Origin of the sequence: Salinispora pacifica DSM 45544, from assembly GCF_000378845.1 — a bacterium.
In the GTDB taxonomy this organism is placed as follows: Bacteria; Actinomycetota; Actinomycetes; order Mycobacteriales; family Micromonosporaceae; genus Micromonospora; species Micromonospora pacifica.
In genome coordinates this window covers 1,635,499-1,654,198 of record NZ_KB905359.1, presented here as the reverse complement: position 1 = coordinate 1,654,198, position 18,700 = coordinate 1,635,499, and the positions used below count along the sequence as shown (strand labels likewise).

The 18,700-nt window shown below is 72.6% G+C and carries 12 protein-coding genes; 7 read left to right on the top strand and 5 right to left on the bottom strand.

What is annotated here, in order from left to right:
- Positions 1 to 55: 55 nt before the first annotated feature.
- Both SALPAC3_RS0107455 and pspM read left to right on the top strand, forming a co-directional pair.
- On the top strand, positions 56 to 931 hold the full coding sequence (locus tag SALPAC3_RS0107455) for a PspA/IM30 family protein (protein ID WP_018220629.1): 876 nt from the start codon (positions 56 to 58) through the stop codon (positions 929 to 931).
- A 23-nt stretch (positions 932 to 954) separates the two neighbouring features.
- On the top strand, positions 955 to 1,734 hold the full coding sequence (gene pspM, locus SALPAC3_RS0107450; protein ID WP_018220628.1) for a phage shock envelope stress response protein PspM: 780 nt from the start codon (positions 955 to 957) through the stop codon (positions 1,732 to 1,734).
- Between the two features lie 47 nt (positions 1,735 to 1,781).
- Here pspM and SALPAC3_RS0107445 read toward each other — a convergent pair whose 3' ends face one another.
- Positions 1,782 to 5,588 carry a hypothetical protein gene (locus SALPAC3_RS0107445; protein ID WP_018220627.1) on the bottom strand — a complete coding sequence of 1,269 codons (3,807 nt, stop codon included), beginning with the start codon at positions 5,586 to 5,588 and terminating at the stop codon, positions 1,782 to 1,784.
- A gap of 18 nt (positions 5,589 to 5,606) precedes the next feature.
- Positions 5,607 to 6,455: a helix-turn-helix transcriptional regulator gene (locus SALPAC3_RS0107440; RefSeq protein ID WP_018220626.1), complete on the bottom strand. Its 849-nt coding sequence runs from the start codon at positions 6,453 to 6,455 to the stop codon at positions 5,607 to 5,609.
- A gap of 136 nt (positions 6,456 to 6,591) precedes the next feature.
- On the opposite strand from SALPAC3_RS0107440, the gene SALPAC3_RS0107435 reads away from it, so the two are divergent.
- Positions 6,592 to 7,371, top strand: a complete 780-nt coding sequence (locus SALPAC3_RS0107435) for an NAD(P)H-dependent oxidoreductase (protein WP_018220625.1) — start codon at positions 6,592 to 6,594, stop codon at positions 7,369 to 7,371.
- Positions 7,372 to 7,405: 34 nt separating this feature from the next.
- Here SALPAC3_RS0107435 and SALPAC3_RS0107430 read toward each other — a convergent pair whose 3' ends face one another.
- From SALPAC3_RS0107430 to SALPAC3_RS0107420, 3 genes are all read right to left on the bottom strand, one after another.
- Positions 7,406 to 8,224, bottom strand: a complete 819-nt coding sequence (locus SALPAC3_RS0107430; protein ID WP_018220624.1) for a DNA-formamidopyrimidine glycosylase family protein — start codon at positions 8,222 to 8,224, stop codon at positions 7,406 to 7,408.
- A gap of 38 nt (positions 8,225 to 8,262) precedes the next feature.
- Positions 8,263 to 9,075 carry an S-adenosyl-L-methionine hydrolase gene (locus SALPAC3_RS0107425; RefSeq protein WP_018220623.1) on the bottom strand — a complete coding sequence of 271 codons (813 nt, stop codon included), beginning with the start codon at positions 9,073 to 9,075 and terminating at the stop codon, positions 8,263 to 8,265.
- Between the two features lie 81 nt (positions 9,076 to 9,156).
- On the bottom strand, positions 9,157 to 13,797 hold the full coding sequence (locus SALPAC3_RS0107420) for an ATP-dependent helicase (protein ID WP_018220622.1): 4,641 nt from the start codon (positions 13,795 to 13,797) through the stop codon (positions 9,157 to 9,159).
- 174 nt (positions 13,798 to 13,971) lie between these two features.
- Between SALPAC3_RS0107420 and SALPAC3_RS0107415 the strand changes: the two genes are divergently transcribed.
- The 4 genes from SALPAC3_RS0107415 (at position 13,972) to SALPAC3_RS0107400 (ending at position 18,679) form a co-directional block, all read left to right on the top strand.
- Positions 13,972 to 14,364: a hypothetical protein gene (locus SALPAC3_RS0107415; protein ID WP_018220621.1), complete on the top strand. Its 393-nt coding sequence runs from the start codon at positions 13,972 to 13,974 to the stop codon at positions 14,362 to 14,364.
- Between the two features lie 160 nt (positions 14,365 to 14,524).
- Entirely contained in the window at positions 14,525 to 16,081 is a 1,557-nt protein-coding gene (locus SALPAC3_RS0107410) for a M20/M25/M40 family metallo-hydrolase (protein WP_026185319.1), read from the top strand.
- Between the two features lie 178 nt (positions 16,082 to 16,259).
- The gene (locus SALPAC3_RS0107405; RefSeq protein ID WP_018220619.1) at positions 16,260 to 17,618 is read left to right on the top strand and encodes a hemolysin family protein; all 1,359 of its coding nucleotides are present in this window, start codon (positions 16,260 to 16,262) and stop codon (positions 17,616 to 17,618) included.
- Positions 17,615 to 18,679: a hemolysin family protein gene (locus SALPAC3_RS0107400; protein WP_018220618.1), complete on the top strand. Its 1,065-nt coding sequence runs from the start codon at positions 17,615 to 17,617 to the stop codon at positions 18,677 to 18,679. The genes SALPAC3_RS0107405 and SALPAC3_RS0107400 overlap by 4 nt, the downstream gene beginning before the upstream one ends.
- Positions 18,680 to 18,700 lie beyond the last annotated feature (21 nt).

Sequence of the window (18,700 nt, the reverse complement as noted above, 5' to 3'; positions counted from 1 at the left end):
TCGCGGCCGGCCAGGTCGCGGCCGGCCGCGTTGCTAGTGAGGGGATACCGCGGAGATGGCGAACCCGTTCGTCAAGGGTTGGAAATATCTGATGACGCTCTTCGGCACCAAACTTGACGAGCGTGCCGATCCGAAGGTGCAGGTTCAGCAGGCGATCGAGGAATCGCAGCGGCAGCACCAGCTGCTCGTCCAGCAGGCCGCCGCGGTGATCGGCAACCAGCGGCAGCTGGAGATGAAGCTGTCCCGACAGATGTCCGAGGTCGAGCGGTTGCAGGGCAACGCCCGCCAGGCCCTGGTCCTGGCCGATCAGGCCCGCGCCCGGGGCAGCGTCACCGAAGCCACCCGCTACGAGCAGTCCGCCCAGGCGCTCGCCACCCAGCTGGTAGCCGCGGAGCAGGCCACCGAAGACCTCAAGACCCTGCACGACCAGGCGCTCGGCGCGGCGGCGCAGGCGCGTAAGGCGGTCGAGAACAACTCGATGATCCTCCAGCAGAAGCTCGCCGAGCGGGCGAAGCTGCTCAGCCAGCTTGAGCAGGCCAAGATGCAGGAGAACGTGGCCGCATCGCTGGAGTCGATGTCCGCGATCACCGCCCCGGGTACCACCCCCACCCTGGACGAGGTGCGCGAGCGCATCGAGCGGCGTTACGCCAACGCGATGGGTCGAGCCGAGCTCGCCGGCAACTCGGTCGAGGGGCAGATGCTCGACGTTCAGCAGGCGGCCCTCGACGCGGCCGGCTCCGCCCGACTCGATCAGATCCGCGCCGGCATGGCCGGGGAACAGCTACGCGGCGCGGCCGAGCGGCCCGCCGTCACCCGGCCCGAGCAGCAGGGTGCTCCGGTCGCCGACTCGGCCGCCGTGGCCCGGCTCGACGAGATTCGCTCCACTCTGGGTCGCGAACGCGGCACTGGGGACAGCACCGCCGCCGGCTGAGCTGCGCGGGATGGGGAGGCGACGTGGCGGACGAGCGGACGCGATACTTCCGGCGGCTGGCCCGCCGGCGGCGCTCTGCCCGGCGGTGGAGCGTCATCGCCGGTGGGCTCGGCGGTGCCGCGGCGGTGCTGACGCCGTACGCCGGTCTGGGGTTGCCCGACGCGGCCTGGGCCGCCGGCGCGGGTGGGGCGATCGTGCTCGCCGCGTGGCGCTGGGCCGACCTGCGGGCGCTCGCCGCCCAGCCGGCGCCGCCGGCGCTGGGCCCGGCCGAGGCGGCGGCCCAGTCCCGGGCCCGGCTGGTCGCGGCGGTGCAGCGCCTCCCGGCCGGCTCCGGCATGCTCGCCGAGGCCCGACGGGTACGGTCCCGGGTCGCGCTGCGCGGCACCAGCGCCGCCGAGCCGTGGGGCCGGCTGGATCGGGCCGGGTCGACCTTCGCCGGCCTGCGGGGCCGGTTGACCGGGCTGGCGGCGCCCGCGGTCGCCGAGGCCACCGCGGCCGACCACTCGCTGCGGGACCTCGCCCTCCGGGTCGGGGAGGTCGAACGGGCCATCCGGTTTGCGCCACCCGACACCCGGCCCTCGCTTGAGCAGGCCCGGACGGCCCTCGCCGACCAACTGCGCGACGGTGTCGAGGCGTACGAGCGGCTGGTGGCGGCCGCCGCTGGCTACGTGGCCGAAAACGTACGGTCCGATGTCCAAGAACCGGCGGTGGCCCGGCTCACCGAGGCGACCGACCTGCTGCACGGGGTGGCGTCGGCCCTGGCGGAGCTGCGCGCCACCGACCCCACCTACCGCGCCTCCTGAACAACGGGGCCGAAGCCACCACCGGCTGGCGGCGCCGGGTTGGGGTGTCAGTCCGGCGTCGTCACCACGATCGGGGCGGCGAACGGGGACAGTCCGACGACGTTGAACGCACGGATCCGGTAGTGGTAGGTGGTTCGGCGGGCCAGGCCGGTGTTGGTGAACCCCCGTCCATGCACGGTGAAGGTGGCGACGTCCTGGCTGAACGCCGGGTCCGCGGCCCGCTGCACGGTGAAGCCGGCCCCGGATCCGACGGCTGCGCTCGTCGTCCAACCGAGGATGACCGTCGCCGTGTCCGGTGCGACCGCGGTGGCGGTGACAGTCACCGACTCCGGTGCCCCCGGTCGGGGCGGTGTGGTCACCTGAGCCACTCTGGACCAGGGGGAGGCCGAGCCGAGGTAGGTGGTGCGGACCCGGTAGTAGTAGCGGGTGTCGGGCGCCACGGCGGTGTCCAGATGGGTGTCACCGACACTGATGGCGGTGGTGCCGGGCCCGCTGGTGAACGTGGGGTTGGTGGCGCGCTGCACATCAACGCCGGTGGCGAAGGAGCGATTGCGCCACTGCAGCCCCACCCGTAGCGGTGCGGCCGGCGGCACCGCCGCGGCCAGGCCGGTCGGTGCGGTGAGTTGCACCGATGCGGGCGCGCAGTTCGACCATGCCGAGCAGCTGACCGCGTTCTCCGTCCGGATGCGGTAGTGGTAGGCCACCCCGGGAATGACGGTCGCGTCGGTGTACCGGGTGGCGTTGGCGGCTACCGTGATCGTGGCGAGTCCATCGGTGAACACCGGGTCGGTGGCCCGTTGGAGTTGGTGGCTGGTGGTGGGGGGCCGGTCGCCGTTGCGGGTCCAGGCGAGCAGGATCGCCGGCAGCGTGGTGGCCGACCCGGGTCCGGGGGTTGCGGTCAGCCCGGTCGGGGCCTTCGGGGCGACCCGCAGCACCAGCGGCCGGCTCAGGCCCTGGTCGCGGTAGCCGGCGAGCTGGCTGTGCCAGCGGTACTCCCAGCCCAGGTTGACCGGCTGGGTGCCCGCCGGGGCGGCTTGGCCGCCGCGCGGCGCGCCTGGGGGGTGGCTGCTCGCTGGTCGGCTCGGGTCCAGCGGTCGTACGCTGTCCGTGATCTTGAATGGGAGGGGCGGTGCGACCGGGCGTAGTGCCACCACCACATCCTCCCGTGGGTTGACCCGGATCACCTGTTTCCAGCCCAGCTCGTTCGGTGCCGGCGCGCGGAGCGTGCCGTCCCACCCGGCTCGGTTGACCAGCTGCAGGTCGACGCCGTCGAGGCGGACCGGCTGGGTGTGTCGACCGGTGCCGCGCAGCCGCCACAACTGCACCTCGTCGATGACCGGGTCCCCCGTTACCGCCGACTCGCCGACCGACACCACCTCGGTGGCCGGATCGGTCGGGTCGAGTGGTGTCACGGCCGGGGTGCGGGACGCTCCGGGTGGTGGACCGACGCCGAAGCGGCCGGCGAGTCGGCCGTGCGCGGGCTCGAAGACCTCCCCGATGGACTTCACGGCGAGCGGCAGCAGGATGGGGTAGGTGCTGCCGGTGGGGGCGAACGTGACCGTCGCAGCGTGTACCGGGACGACGGTCTCTTGGGCCGTGCGGGTGCCGAACGCCGCGTCGTAGGCGGGCTGCGGCACGACCGGCGGACGCTGGCTGGCCGAGTACGCCCGGGGCAGCCGCTCCTGGAGCCGGGCCAGGTCGTAGCGGGGCTTCGGAACGCCGGCCACCCGGAACAGCAGCAGGGTACGGGTGTTCGGCCCGTACCCGGGACGGCTCGGTGGTGTCCCGCCCCCGGCGGTGTGGTCCGGGGCTTCGGTGTGGTGGTCATAGCGGGGGTCGAAGGCGGGGAACGGGGCCGGGGCGTCGTTGTAGAGAAGCACGGTGCTGCCGGGGGTGACGGTGGCGAAGTCCACCAGCACGTCGGCCTGCTCTCCGGGGGCGAGCAGCAGCGTGTGCCGGTCCACGTTGAGCACGGTGGGGTCGCGTCGGTCGTACCGGTAGGTCACCGGCTGGTTGGGGAGCACCGCGGGGGCCGGTAGGAGGCCCCCGTCGTTGCCGATCTGCACCAGGTCGGGGCCGGCGGCACGGGGATCCGGCACCCCGCCCTCCCGCCCGTCGGTCGGCCACCAGGAAGGCCGGCCGGGCACCGGAACCGCCGCGACCATCGGTACCTCGCCGGCGTTCGGGTCGGCCAGCCTGCCATCGCTGTCCCACATCGGGCCGGCGGAGCGCGCGTGGTAGAGCTGGAGGTTCAAGCTGCGGTCCAGGCACGCGTTGAGGACGCGGAACCGGTAGGCGCGCGGCTCGACCGCCAGCCAGGGGTACGCGACGCCGTTGACCAGCACCGTGTCGCCGTACGCGGCCGGCACCGCCGACGGGTGCGGTATGCCGGGTGCCATCGGCGGTTCAGCCGAGGCGTCGTCGACCGGGTCGTGGTGTGGGTTCGGGACCGGCCTCGGTCCGGTGCCGGTGGGTTCGGTGCCGTTGGGGCTGGTTGTGCCGTCGGTCCCGAACTCTTCGGCGGTTCGCGTCCACGGCCCGTAGTCCCAGCGCCCGGTCGGGTTGATGCCATCGTTGCGGTAGGGGTTCTGCCGGGGTTGGTAGATGTGTGGGTGCCAGAGGCTGCCCCGCGCCCCCCAGCGGTCGCGGTCCCAGGTCGGGTCGGTGGCGGCCAGCTGACTGTCGTCGGGCACGAAGGTCTTGTCCTCGAAGACCAGCGGGATCTGGTCGGCGGGCAGCACCCCGTCGGCGACCAGGTCGTCCTCGGCCGGTTCGGTGATCAGGTAGATGCCCAGCTGTCCCGAGTAGCTGGTGAGCCGGGCCAGTCCAACGGTGTTGTCGTGGTACGCGAGTAGCCGGCCGCTCTGCTCGTTCGGGTAGTACAACGTGGTGGCCCCCCGGCCGGGCGGCGGCATGTCCGGCACGGGGGTCAGCCCGGGACCGGTTGGGTACGGGGTGATCTCGGTGGCAGGTGTGATCCAGTGCCATGGGTTTCCGGCGCTGATCCAACCGGTCTGCGCGCCAGCGAGGTGCAGCACCGCCCGATTCTGCGGGTATGGTGCCGGCCCGTCGAGTGGCCCGGGACCGGCACCGTGGATGGTGGGGTCAACGGGTAGGAACAGCTCACCGGCCCGACCGGCAGGAAGCTGGTTGATGAACTTGACCCGTACTGGTCGGCCGCGCCGCGCGACGAGCACCGGGCCGAGGTGGACCGGGCACCTCGGTGGGGGGACCGTGTTGTGCCCGGTCGAGTCCGTACCAAGATTCAGTTGCCGGTATCCCCGCAGCCGGGTGGCCGGCAGGTCCCGGTGCAGCTGTTGCGCGTACTCCTGAAGGCCGATTTCGTAGTAGTCGCAGCCCGGGTAGGTGATGGTGTCGGGTACGGCCACCGGCAGGCGGCCGGGGTCGTTGGCCGAGCCGAGCGTGGGCAGCGGGTCGACGAATTTGCGGATGCCGGTGGCGGGCACCACGTCGCCATCGTCGTCCACGGTCGGCAGCGGGCTGTGCGCGTGGTTCGGCACCCGGCCGAAACAGCGGGGCAGCGCCGCCGGGTCCAGCGTTGTCGGCGCCACCGGGTCCAGGGCCGTCGGTGGTGCCGGATCCAGGGCCGTCGGCGGGTCCGGGGCCTCCGCTGGCGGGCTCGCCGCAGCGTCTCGCGCGCTCCGTGTCGCCGGCACCAGCGGGCCGTCGTCATCGGTGGCGTCTGTGTGGTTGGTGGCGGGTCGCTCGGCCCAGGGGATCCGGAGTCTGCGGAACAGGTCCATGGCTCTCCCGGCGTCGGGCGCGGCACCGACCACCTCGGCGTGGCGGTGGACGCGCGAAACGAACGGTGTGTGAGCGCTCCACCGCAGCATGCGACCTGTGGGGGTGGGTTAGGAAGTGTCCAATCGTCCCTTTCTGCGACCGCCCGTCGTTTCGTCCGTGCCCAGCCCCGCGAGCAGGCGTAGCCCGTCCTCGCTGGGGCTGCCGGGGGCTGCGGACAGGACCAGCAGTTCCACGCCGGACTCGTCCGGTGGCATGAGGCTCTCCTGGTGCAGTTCCAGGAGCCCCACCAGCGGATGCCGATATGTTCGGCGTCCGTGGGTGCGGGCGCGTACGTCCGCGCGGGCCCAGAGGCCGCGGAAGCGCTCGCTACCCATCGCCAGTTCGCCGATGAGCGAGGTGAGACGGGGCTCCTCGGGGTACTTGCCGGCAGCCAGGCGCAGATGTCCGACCACGTTGAGTGTGCACGCCTCCCAGTCCGCGTACAGACCGCGTTCGTCCTCCTCGAGGAAGATGTGCCGAGCGGTGTTCAGGCCCGGCATCGGCAGGCCGTAGAGGAGCCGGGCGAGGCGGTTTCCGGCGAGCACGTCCAGGCGATGGTTCATGATCAGCGCGGGCGCGTCGGCCATCAGGTCGAGGAGGTGGAGCAGCTCGGGCCGGACCCGCCCGCCCGGTGTCTTCGTGCGGTGGCGACGCTGTCGGGCGAGCCGGAAGAGGTGCTCGCGTCCGGTCTCGTCGAGGCCGAGAACGCGGGCGAGCGCGTCGAGGACCTGGTCGGAGGGTTGGGTCGCGCGGCCCTGCTCCAGGCGTTGGTAGTAGTCGACGCTGACTCCGGACAGGTGCGCGACCTCCTCGCGGCGCAGCCCCTGCACCCGGCGGTGCCGGTCGGTGGGGATGCCGACGGCCGTCGGGTCGACCCGGGAACGCCGGGTCCGCAGGAAGCTCGCGAGACTGTCCATCCTCCCAGTATCGCCGGGCTACTGCCGGGTGGGTGGTACTGCTGTTACCAGGACGTCCCGTCCGAGGAAGCGGCGCCCCTGAATGTCGAGCGCCCCGGCGCCCAGGATCGAGACACCGATCCGAAGGGGAGCCCTCATGAAGACACTGATCGTCTATGCCCACCCAGAGTCGAAGTCGCTCAACGGCTCGCTGAAGGACCTCGCCGTCTCCACCCTGCGCACCGCCGGGCACGAGGTGCGGGTCAGCGACCTGTACGCGATGAACTGGAAGGCGGTCGTGGACCGCACGGACCACGAGCCCGACGCCTCCGGCCGGCTGAAGGTCGCGCTGGACTCGGGCCGAGCCTTCGACGCCGGGACACTCACCCCGGACGTCCTCGCCGAGCAGGAGAAGCTGCGGTGGGCCGACACGGTCATCTTTCAGTTCCCGCTGTGGTGGTTCACCATGCCCGCGATCCTCAAGGGCTGGGTGGATCGAGTGTTCAGCTTCCACTTCGCGTACGGCGTCGGCGAGTACAGCGACACCAGGTTCGGTGACCGTTTCGGCGAAGGCACCCTGGCTGGCAGGAAGGCACTGCTGTCGGTGACCGCCGGCGGATCGGAGCCGCACTACTCTGATCGTGGGATCAACGGCCCCATCGAGGACCTGCTGTTCCCGATCCAGCACGGCATTCTCTACTACCCGGGTATGCAGGTGCTGCCGCCGTTCGTGCTGTACGGCGCCGATCGGCTGACCGACGAGGACTACCCGGACATCGCCAAAGCCTGGACGCAGCGCCTGCTCACCCTGGAGTCGACCGAGCCGATCGCGTTCCGACAGCAGAACTCCGGCGACTACGAGATCCCCTCGTTGCGGCTGAAGGAGGGGTTGGAGCCCAGCGGCCGTACCAGCTTTGGGCTGCACCTGAGGGACTGACCGCGGTCGCCGGCCACCGTCTCGACGGTCTGTCTCAGCCGGGACGTTCGGGTTGGCAGGTCGGGCACCAGTAGGTGACCCGTTCATCCTGCTCCTGCCGACGGATCGTGGTGCCGCAGCGGCGGCAGGGCTGAGCCCGCCGGCCGTACACGTAGGTGGTCTGTCCCCGGTGCCGCGATCCGGTGGTGCTCTGGGTCCAGTGCCCCCGGTTGGCGGCGAGCAGCCGCTGCGCCAGGGCGACCAGGCCGATCAGGTCGGGTACGGCGCGCACCGGCGTCCACGGCGACACCCCGCGCAGGAACAGCACCTCGCACTTGTAGAGGTTGCCGACCCCAGCGAGGCTGCGTTGGTCGAGCAGGGCGGTGCCGATGGTGACCTCGGGGCCGGCGGTGAGGCGCCGGACTGCCTCGACCGGGTCCCAGTCGGGGCCGAGGAGGTCCGGGCCGAGATGGCCGACGAGGCGGTGCTCCGCGGCGGTCGGCACGAGGGCGAGGTCGTGCAGGTGATAGCCGACGGCCACCGCCCGGGGGCCGCGCAGCACCGCCCGGATCAGGTGTGCTGGGCGGGCGGACCAGCGCCGTCCGGGCGGATACGTTCGCCAGGTGCCGTCCATCCGTAGGTGCGAGTGCAGCGTCCAGCGCTCGCCGTGGTCGTCGTCGCCGTGGTCGGTGTGCGGAGCCGCGAGCCGCAGCAGCAGGTGTTTGCCCCGGCTGGTTGACTCCCGGACCGTCCAGCCGGCGAGGTTCGTCGTGGCGAGCTGTGGCACGCGGAAATCCGCGCCGACCAACCGGTCGCCGGCCAGCGCCCGCTGAAGTACGTGGGCGGTGTTCCAGACGGTGTCGCCTTCGGGCACCTCCCCATCCTCCCGCTCGGGCGGCCTCGGCGCTGCCGTCAACCGGCGGTGACGCGGAGCTGGTCGCCCGGCGCCACCCCGAGCAGGTCGGCAGCTCGCCCACCGTTGACCGCGACCGCGACCAGGCCGGCCGAGTCCACGTACACCAACAGCCCTCCCGGCGGCGCGTCGTCGAACGTCCGGGCGTGCACCGCGTGCGCACCGACGCGGTCCGGGTCCGTTGGCCGGTGCGCGACCCGAAGTGACCGGGGTAGCGGTCCCAGTAGGGCGCCCGTCGCCGCGAGCTGCACGTTGCCGAAATGGTCCACAGTCAGCGCCTCGGCGGTGAACCCGTCGGGCTCTGGTCGGACCAGCGGGGTGGGTAGCCGGACCAGGGCGCCCGGTTCGACGGCCGGGCCGGCGTCGGCGAGCGGCGCACCGAGCGCCAGCCGGGCCGCGACCGGCGCGAAGACGTCCCGGCCGTGGAAGGTGGCGGACAGCTGCGTTCCGAGCCAGTCCGGGTTCGTCAGCTCCACCGCGGCGCTGACCCCGCCGAGCGCCTTCGCCGCGTCCAGCAGCAGCCCGTTGTCCGGTCCGACCAGCAGTCCGTCCCCGGCGGCGAGGGCGATCGCCCGGCGGCCCGTGCCCACGCCGGGGTCGACCACGGCGACGTGGACGGCGGCCGGCAGGTACGGCACGGTCTGCGCCAGCACCGCCGCACCGCGCCGGACGTCGCCGGGTGGGACCAGGTGGGTCACGTCGATCACCCGGGCGGTGGGCGCCAGCCGGGCCAGCGTCCCGTGGCAGGCGGCCACGAAGCCGTCGGCGAGACCGTAGTCGGTGGTGAAGGAGATCCAGGGCGTCGGCGCCATGGAGGGAAGGCTAGCTGAGCCAACCCGGTCGACCCGGGCACCCGGCGGATAGCCCGGGGCGGCCCGAAACCGGCGGACCGATCAGGCCCGGAGGCGGAGTCCGCGGGGGGTGGGCTGGAACCCCGCGGCGGTCAACGCGTCGTGCAGCGGTGACGAGCGCACCGCCTCGCCGTCGGCCCGTTCGACGGAGATCGTCCCGAGGGCTCCCCCCTGTACGGCGTCGGCGAGCGCCTTACCGGCGGTCGCCAGCAGGTCGCTGTCGTCGGCGAAGGAGAGCAGCGTCCGACCGCCCCGCTCGACGTAGAGGACCAGATCACCGGAGACCAGCACCACCAGGGCGCCGGCCTTGCGGCCGGCCCGGTGCCCGGTCGGGGTGGCACCGCCGTCCCCGGAGTCGACCACCCGTTCCGGCCAGGGCAACGCCGCGCCGTACGGGTTGGCGGGGTCGGTCGCGGCGAGGACCAGAGCCAGGCCGGCACGGACCCGCCCACCGTCGGCCGGGTCGGCCAGCGCGCGCAGTCGGTCAACCGCCCCGGGTACGGCGAACTGCGCGGCCCCCAGCCCCTCCACGAAGTAGCCGCGCCGGGTGGCGCCCCGTTCCTCCAGCGCGGACAGCACCGGGTAGACGGCGGCGTACCCGCCGGGCACCTGCTCCGCCGCGACCGCGCCCCGCGTCACCACGCCGTGCCGTTCCAGCAGTACGTCGGCGAGGGCCGCGGCGCGGCGGGTCGGGTCGGTGTCCCGTTCGGGCAGGCGCGACCAGCGGCCGGCGACGGTGGGTGGGCCGCTGCGTGACGGCAGGGCGACGCGGCCGGGTCGCCGGTAGCGGGTACGGGGGGTGGCCGGGCGGGACCGGTGTGCCCCGCGACCGGCCAGCAGGGCCCGCAGCGGGGCGAGAGTGTCGTTGGTCAGGTGACCGGCCCACACCAGGTCCCAGACGACGGCGGCGAGGGCGGTGTCGTCGGTGGCCCCGAGCCGGTCGGACAGGGCACGGAAAAACAGCGCCTGTCCATCGTCGAGGGCGTCGAGCACCGCGTCGTGCAGCGGGGTACGGGTCAGTGCCGCGTCCAGCGGGGGAAGCAGCAGCGGGGCGGTGTCCGCGTACGCGAGCACGACCCAACCGTCCCCGCCGGAGATCGCCCCGGAACCGGCCCACACCACCTCGCCGCTGGTACACAGCTCGTCGAGCTGGGCGGGGGAGTAGTCGGCGATCCGGGCCGGCAGCACCAGTCGCTCCAGGGCGGACCCGGGCAGGGCCAGCCCCTGTACCTGCTCCAGGGCCGCGGCGACCGCCGGCACCCCTCGCCCGGCCGCACCGACCTGTTGCCAGCGGGGCAGAAAGGTGGCCAGTGCCCGGGGCGGCACCGGCTCGATCTCCCGGCGCAGCGCCGCCAGGGAGCGGCGGCGCAGCATGCGCAGCACCTCGGCGTCGCACCACTGGGTGCCGACCGTGTCGGGGGCGAACTCACCGGCGAGCACCCGACCGGCGGCGGCGAGCCGGCGCAGCGCCCCCTCGACCACGGCCACTCCGAGCCCGAACCGGGCGGCGCAGGTGGCGGCGGTGAACGGCCCGTGGGTGCGGGCGTAGCGGGCGATGAGGTCACCGAGCGGGTCGGCCACCGGGGCCAGGTACGCCTCGGCCACGCCGACCGGAAGCGCGACACCCAGCGCGTCCCGTAGCCGGCCGGCGTCCTCGATTCCCACCCAGCGCTCCTCGCCGGCGATGCGGACCCGCAGCACCCGGCGGGCGGCGACCAGCTCGGTCAACCACTGCGCCGGCGCCCCGCGCTCGGCCAGTTCGGCGCTGCTCAGGTCGCCGACCATCCGCAGTAGCTCGACCACATCCTCGGCGTCGCGGGGGCGGCGCTGTTCGGTGCGCCAGCGCAGCTGGCGTTCGGTTTCGGCGAGTACCGCCGGGTCGAGTAGCTCCCGCAGGTCGACCCGGCCGAGCAGCTCGCCGAGCAGGGCCGAGTCCAGGGTGAGGGCGGCGGCCCGCCGCTCGGCGAGGGGCGCGTCCCCCTCGTAGAGGAACGTCCCGACGTAGCCGAAGAGCAGCGACCGCGCGAACGGCGACGGCTGCGCCGTCTCCACCTCGACCAGGCGTACGCTGCGGGCGGCCAGGTCACGCATCAGCGCGGCGAGCGCGGGCTGGTCGAAGACGTCCTGGAGGCATTCCCGAGCCGCTTCCAGGGTGACCGGGAAGTCCGCGTACTCCCGGGCGACGTCGAGGAGTTGGGCGGCGCGCTGCCGTTGCTGCCAGAGGGGCTGCCGGCGGCGCGGATCCCGGCGGGGCAGCAGCAGCGACCGGGCGGCGCACTCGCGGAACCGGGCGGCGAACAACGCGGACGTGCCCACCGACTCCTCGACCAGCTGGGTGATCTCGTCGGGCTCGAAGACGACCATCTCCGCGCCCGGCGGCTCCGCGGCGGTGTCGGGCAGGCGGACGACGATCCCGTCGTCGGCGGGGAGCACCTGGGCGTCCACCCCGTACCGCTCGCTGAGCCGGCGGCCGATGGCCAGCGCCCACGCGGCGTTGACCTGGGCGCCGAGGACACTGTGCACGGCGAGCCGCCAGTCACCCAGCTCGTCGCGGAAGCGCTCGACCACCACGGTCCGGTCGTCCGGCAGGCTACGGGTGGCCGCCTGCTGCTCCCGCAGGTACGCCAGCAGGTTTCCGGCTGCCCACTCGTCGAGGCCCCCGGCGCGCAGCGCGGCTACGGCGGTGTCGTCGTCGGTCCGCAGCAGGGTGCGGAGGCGGGCGCCGATTGCCCGGCCCAGCTCCACCGGGCGGCCTGGCTGGTCGCCCTTCCAGAAGGGCATCTTGGCTGCCTGGCCCGGGGCGGGGGTTACCAGCACCCGGTCCGGGGTGATGTCCTCGATCCGCCAGGATGAGGAGCCGAGGAGGAAGACATCGCCGACCCGTGATTCGTAGACCATCTCCTCATCCAGTTCGCCGACGCGCGCGGCCCGCTCCGCCCCGGCCAGGAAGACGCCGAACAGACCCCGGTCGGGGATGGTGCCGCCGCTGGTCACCGCGAGCCGCTGGGCACCGGGCCGGCCGGTCAGCAGGTCGGTGGCGCGGTCCCAGACCAGGCGGGGCCGCAGCTCGGCGAAGGCGGTCGACGGGTAGCGGCCGGAGAGCATGTCGAGCACCGCGTGCAGCGCCGAGTCGGGTAGTTCCGCGAAGGGCGCGGAACGGCGGACCAGGTCGGCCAGGTCGCTGACCTGCCACGGGTCGAGTGACACCATCGCCACGATCTGCTGGGCCAGCACGTCGAGGGGGTTGCGCGGGTGGTGCAGCTCCTCGATCGCGCCTTCGGCCATCCGTTCGGCCACCACCGCGCAGGCGAGCAGGTCTCCGCGGTGCTTGGGGAACACCACGCCCCGGGAGACGGCGCCGACCTGGTGCCCGGCGCGGCCGACTCGCTGGAGCCCGGCGGCGACGCTCGGCGGCGCCTCGATCTGCACGACCAGATCGACCGCGCCCATGTCGATGCCCAGTTCCAGGCTGGAGGTGGCGACCACCGCCGGGAGCTGCCCGGACTTGAGGGCTTCCTCGATGTGTTCGCGTTCGGATCGGGAGACGCTGCCGTGGTGGGCGCGGGCGATCACCGGTGGCGCTCCGGTCCCCGACCCGGCCTGCGCCATCAGCTGGGCCGGCGGTCGGGCGGCGCTGACCGGTCCTCCCGGTGCCTCGGTGCCGGCCGTGCTGCCGGCCGCGCCGGTGAGCTCCTCGGCGGCCAGTTCGTTGAGCCGGGCGCAGAGTCGCTCGGCGGAGCGGCGGGAGTTGGTGAAGACGATGGTGGAGCGGTGCGCCCGGACGAGGGCGTAGACCCGCTCCTCCACCGCCGGCCAGATCGACGCGCGGCGGGGGCGGTCGAGGTCGGGCCCGGGCTGCTCCGGCTCGTCGAGGAGAGTCATGTCGGCGACCGGGACCTGGACGCCGACGTCGATGGTCTTGGCGGTGGGCGGGGCGACCACGTCAACTGGTCGGGCTCCGCCGAGGAAACGGGCGCAGGCGTCAACCGGCCGGACGGTGGCGGAGAGGCCGATGCGTTGGGCCGCGGTGGGTAGCAGGTCGTCGAGCCGTTCCAGCGACAGCGCGAGGTGGGCACCGCGCTTGGTGCCGGCCACCGCGTGCACCTCGTCGACGATGACCGTCTGCACGCCCCGGAGCGAGTCGCGGGCGGCGGAGGTGAGCAGGAGGAACAGCGATTCCGGGGTGGTGATGAGGACATCCGGCGGGGTCCGGGCGAAGGCGCGGCGTTCGTCGGCGGGGGTGTCGCCGGTGCGCATGCCGACGGTGATCTCGGGCGGGGTCAGCCCCAGCCGGGCGGCGGCCTGCCGGATACCGGTGAGCGGGGTCCGCAGGTTGCGTTCGACGTCGAACGCGAGCGCCTTCAGTGGGCTGACGTAGAGCACCCGGCAGCGCTGCCGGGGCTGCTCCGGGGCGGGCTCGCGGGCCAGCCGGTCCAGCGACCAGAGGAAGGCGGCCAGGGTCTTGCCGGAGCCGGTGGGGGCCACGACCAGTGCGTTACGGCCGGCACCGATGGAGCGCCACGCTCCCGCCTGGGCCCTGGTCGGCGCGGCGAACGCCGCGGCGAACCAGTCCCGGGTGGCCGGGCCGAACGCGTCGAGCGCGGTGTTGTCGGTCATGTGGGGCGCTGTGGTCGCGTCGCTGGCCTCGCCGCTCGTCGACCTGCCGCCCGCCTGGTTCGCCACGTCCCCATCGTGCCCCCACGGTCCGACACGTATCCGAGAAGCTGTGGCGTTCTGTCCGGCTAGACGCTAAAAGCATCGAATGTAACTATGCATTGCTTAAGTCTTAGTTAACTGCTTGATTGTAACCCACAACATAAAGTAACTTCCTCGCGATGTAGTGCGAGTGGAGGGCGGATGGCGGTCGAGAAGGCGCCTGCGGTGGTGTCGACGGCGGGTAAGCGGGCGGCCCGGGCTGGCACCGATGTGCTGATCCGGAAGGTCGACGGTCATCTCGCCGCCGTCCGCGCCGGCCTGGCCGAGCCCGAGTTGGAACTCGCCGAGCGGCTCGCCCAGGTCCTGCGCGAGCTGGTTGTCTCCACGGCCCGGGCCAGCGCCGCGGACCGGGGTCGAGTGCGCGCGGCCGTGCACTACTTCGTCCTGCGTCGGGAGAGTCGGGGGCGGTTGCTCTCGGTGCGCTCGCTGACCGCCGCTCAGCGGGTCGTCAACCGCGTCGTGCTCGACCTCGGGCGTCCTGACCTGCTGGTCGAGGCTCGTTGGGACTGTCGTCCCGGGGGCCCGCCGCGCTGACCGACTCCCCGAGACCGCCACCCCGCTGGTTGCCTTCAGGTCGGTTCACGTCTTGCCGTACGGGGAGTGTCAGGGCACGCTGGGATAGCGAAAGCTGTCAATGCAATCCCGGATGTGTGGTCGTGCCCACCGGTACGGCCCGCCCCGACCCGGAGGACCCATGAGACCCCGTACCCCTCGACCCGTCTGGCCGGCGGTGCTGGCCGTCGTGGCCGCGACGGCGCTGACCGCCACCGCGGCCGCCGCTGCGCCGGTGCGCCCCCACCTCGCGCCGTCCTCGGCTGCCGTCGACGCCCCGGACATCCCGCTGGCCAACGTGAAGGCCCACCTGAACCAGCTCCAGTCGATCGCCAACGCCAACGGCGGAAACCGGGCGCACGGTCGACCCGGCTATCTGGCCTCGGTGAACTACCTGCGGTCGCAGCTCGACGCGGTCGGCTACACCACTACCGTGCAGTCGTTCACCTACGCCGGTGCGACCGGCTACAACCTGCTCGCCGAGTGGCCGGCGGGTGACCCGGACGCCGTGGTCCTGACCGGAGCGCACCTGGACGGCGTCACCAGTGGACCGGGCATCAACGACAACGGGTCCGGCTCGGCGGCCATCCTCGAGGTGGCACTGGCCGTACCGAGCAGCGGCTTCACCCCGGACAAGCGGCTACGGTTCGCCTGGTGGGGCGCGGAGGAGTTGGGTCTGCGCGGCTCCCGTCACTACGTGAACAGCCTGTCAGGCGCGGAGCGCGACCGGATCAAGCAGTATCTCAACTTCGACATGGTGGGTTCGCCGAACGCCGGCTACTTCGTCTATGACGGCGACGACTCCGACGGGGTGGGTGCCGGCCCCGGGCCCGAGGGCTCCGCCGAGATCGAGCAGATTATCCAGGCGTACTACACCTCGATCGGCGTGACGACCCAGGGCACCGACTTCAACGGCCGCAGCGACTACGGGCCGTTCATCGCGGTCGGCATCCCGGCCGGGGGCACGTTCACCGGCGCGGAGGGCATCAAGTCCAGCGCCCAGGCGGCGCTCTGGGGCGGGACGGCGGGGCGGGCTTTCGACTCCTGCTACCACCGTTCGTGCGACACCATCGCCAACATCAACGACACGGCACTGGACCGCAACGCCGACGCGATCGCGTACACGGTGTGGGAGTTGGCCCAGACGTCCCCGCCGGGTGACACGGTCTGGAGCGACACCTTCGAGACCGCCACCGGCTGGGTCGTGGACCCGGCCGGCACCGACACCGCCACAACCGGGGCCTGGGAACGCGGCGACCCCGCCACCACCAGCAGTTCCGGGACCACCCTGCAACTCGGCACCACGGTGAGCGGTAGCTTCGACCTGGTCACCGGCGCGGCTGCGGGCAGCAGTGCGGGCAGCCACGACGTCGACGGTGGGGTCACCTCGATCCAGTCCCCGGCGGTCAGCCTGCCGTCGACCGGCACGCTGACCCTCAGTTTCTCCTGGTACCTCGCCCATCTCAGCAACGCCACCAGTGCCGACTACCTGCGCGTCCGGGTGGTGGGCAGTAGCACCGTGACGGCGTTGAGCGTCACCGGCACGGCGAGCAACCGGGCTGGGTCCTGGCAGATAGCCAGCGCGGATATCTCCTCGCTAAGCGGCCAAACGGTACAGATATTGATCGACGTGGCGGATGCCAGCAACCCGAGCCTGGTGGAGGCCGCCGTCGACGACGTGCGGATCACCCAGAGCTGACCGTGCGCCGGAAGGGTCCGGGTCGCCGAGACCCTTCCGGCACCGCCAGCGTACTTTCAGGTACTCCCGATAAAATGGACGGCATGATCGACTCGTCTGCCCAGGAGGGCAGCAGTAGCGAGCCGGGTAATGCCCGGCTATCCCCGGCCCCGAAATCGACGGGAGCCCTGAAGCTCCCGTGTTGATCGTCGTTGGGCTCCTCTTCATCGTTGTCCTCACCGCCGCCACCGGATACTTCGTGGCCCAGGAGTTCGGCTACGTCGCCGTAGATCGGGGCAAGCTCAAGCAGCGTGCCGCCGAAGGCGACAAGGCCTCGGCCCGGGCCCTGGAGGTGACCGGGCGGCTGTCGTTCATGCTCTCCGGCGCCCAGCTCGGCATCACGGTCACCGCACTGCTGGTCGGCTACGTCGCCGAGCCGTACCTCGGCGCCGGCCTGGCTGATCTGCTCGGGCTATCCGGAATGTCTGACCAGGTCAGCGGGCCGCTGTCCGTCGCGTTCGCGCTGCTCATCGCCACCATCGTGCAGATGGTGCTGGGTGAGTTGGCGCCCAAGAACCTCGCGATCGCCCGCCCCGAGGCGCTCGCTCGGGCGCTCGCCGGCTCCACCCTGATCTACCTCAAGGTCGCCGGCCCAGTGATCAAGCTCTTCGACCGGGCCGCCGTCCGGCTGCTCCGCCGGGCGGGTGTCGAGCCCGTCGAGGAGCTGCCCAGCGGGGCGACGCTGGAGGATCTGGAGCAGATCATCGCCGAGTCCCGCGAGGGCGGACACCTGACCGCGGAGATGTCCACCCTGCTGGACCGCGGCTTGGACTTCCGGCAGCTCACCGCCGGGGAGGCCATGGTGCCCCGGGTCGACGTGCACACCGTCCGCGCCCACGAACCGGTCAGCCGCGTCGTCGAGCTACTGGAGACCGGCCGTTCCCGGTTCCCCGTCCAGGGGGCCGAGGGCGTTGACGACGTGATTGGGGTGACCGGCATCGCCGACGTGCTCGGCGTGCCGTTGGAGCGCCGAGCCACCACCCCGGTCGGTACGGTGGCCGTTCCTCCGCTGCTGGTGCCGGAGACCCTGCCGTTGCCGACGGTGCTGGACCGGCTGCGCTCCAGCCATCGGCAGCTCGCCTGTGTGGTTGACGAGTACGGCGGCTTCGCCGGCGTGATCACCTTGGAGGACATCGCCGAGGAACTGGTGGGGCCGATCCGCGACGAGGATGATCCGCCGGAGCGGATACCGACCCGGCAGCGCGACGGCTCCTGGGTGGTGCCGGCCCGCTGGCGGATCGACGAGGTCGCCGACAGCACCGGCATCTCGCTGCCCGTGGCCCCGGAGTACGACACGCTCTCCGGGCTGGTCATGCGGGAGCTGGGCCGAGTACCAGAGGTCGGCGACCAACTGGAGGTCGCCCTGCCGGCAGACGGGGATGAGGCGGCAGCCGGCCCCCGGGCGCTGGTTGAGGTGCTCGTGGTTGACCGGCACGTCGCCGACTCGGTCCGGCTGCGCCTGCAGGAGTCGGAAGGCCAGCCGGAGGTGCAGGCATGAGCGTCGGTGTCGCCCTCACGGCCTCGGTGGTCCTGCTGGCGTTGAACGGGTTCTTCGTCGCCGCCGAGTTCGCCCTCGTGGCGAGTAAGAGTTACCGGCTGGAGCAGGCCGCCGCCGGTGGTGGCCGGGGTGCCCGGGCCGCGTTGGACGGCGTACGCGAGCTCTCGCTGATGTTGGCCGGTGCGCAGCTCGGCATCACCCTGTGCACGCTGGGGCTGGGTGCGCTGGCCGAACCGGCGATCGAGCAGCTGCTCAGCCCGCTGCTGTACGCCGTGGGCCTGCCCAGCGCGGCGAGCCACGTGATCGCATTGATCTTCGCGCTGAGCCTGGTGACCTTCCTGCACCTGGTGGTGGGGGAGATGGCGCCGAAGTCGTGGGCGATCACCGACGCGGAGCGGTCGGCGACGTTGCTGGCGCTGCCGTTCCGCGCTTTCGCCCGGGTCTCCCGGCCGGTGCTGTCGGCGCTGAACTCCCTGGCGAACGGCATCCTGCGGCTGGTCAAGGTCCAACCACAGGATCAGCTCGCCCAGGTGCACGGTCCGGAGGAGTTGCGGCTGCTGCTGGAGCAGTCCCGTGAGCACGGGCTCCTCGGTGCCGAGCAGCACGAGTTGCTGACCAGCATGCTGCAGTTGCAGGGCACCACCGTGGCGCAGGTGATGGAGCCGTTCGACCGGATCGTCACCGTGCGACGGGACGCGGACGCGGGCCAGATCGAGCAGGTCAGCCGGGACAGCGGGCGGTCCCGCCTGGCGGTGCTCGACGAGGCCGGTGACGTGTGCGGGCTGGTGCACGTACGGGAGGCGGTTCGGGCCGCGGCCAGCCGTCCGACGGCGACGGCCGAGAAGCTGATGACGACCGCGTTCACCCTGCCCTCGTCCGCCACGGTCACCGAGGCGGTGGCGGCGATGCGGGCCCGGCGTTCCCAGCTGGCGTTGGTCCGCAACGGTGGGGGGCCGACCCGTCCGGTCGGTTTTGTCGCGCTGGAGGACCTGCTGGAGGAGGTCATCGGCGAGTTCGACGACGAGACGGACCCGGTTCCGCGGGGACGGCGGTTGCGCTGATCTGGTCTGGGTAACCGGGGC

Excerpts from the sequence above, each read along its gene's own strand:
- SALPAC3_RS0107425 (WP_018220623.1), bottom strand. The coding sequence starts at position 9,075 with ATGGCGCCGACGCCCTGGATCTCCTTCACCACCGACTACGGTCTCGCC.
- SALPAC3_RS0107435 (WP_018220625.1), top strand. The coding sequence starts at position 6,592 with ATGAAGACACTGATCGTCTATGCCCACCCAGAGTCGAAGTCGCTCAAC.
- SALPAC3_RS0107440 (WP_018220626.1), bottom strand. The coding sequence starts at position 6,455 with ATGGACAGTCTCGCGAGCTTCCTGCGGACCCGGCGTTCCCGGGTCGAC.
- SALPAC3_RS0107445 (WP_018220627.1), bottom strand. The coding sequence starts at position 5,588 with ATGCTGCGGTGGAGCGCTCACACACCGTTCGTTTCGCGCGTCCACCGC.
- SALPAC3_RS0107415 (WP_018220621.1), top strand. The coding sequence starts at position 13,972 with ATGGCGGTCGAGAAGGCGCCTGCGGTGGTGTCGACGGCGGGTAAGCGG.
- SALPAC3_RS0107400 (WP_018220618.1), top strand. The coding sequence starts at position 17,615 with ATGAGCGTCGGTGTCGCCCTCACGGCCTCGGTGGTCCTGCTGGCGTTG.
- SALPAC3_RS0107455 (WP_018220629.1), top strand. The coding sequence starts at position 56 with ATGGCGAACCCGTTCGTCAAGGGTTGGAAATATCTGATGACGCTCTTC.
- SALPAC3_RS0107410 (WP_026185319.1), top strand. The coding sequence starts at position 14,525 with ATGAGACCCCGTACCCCTCGACCCGTCTGGCCGGCGGTGCTGGCCGTC.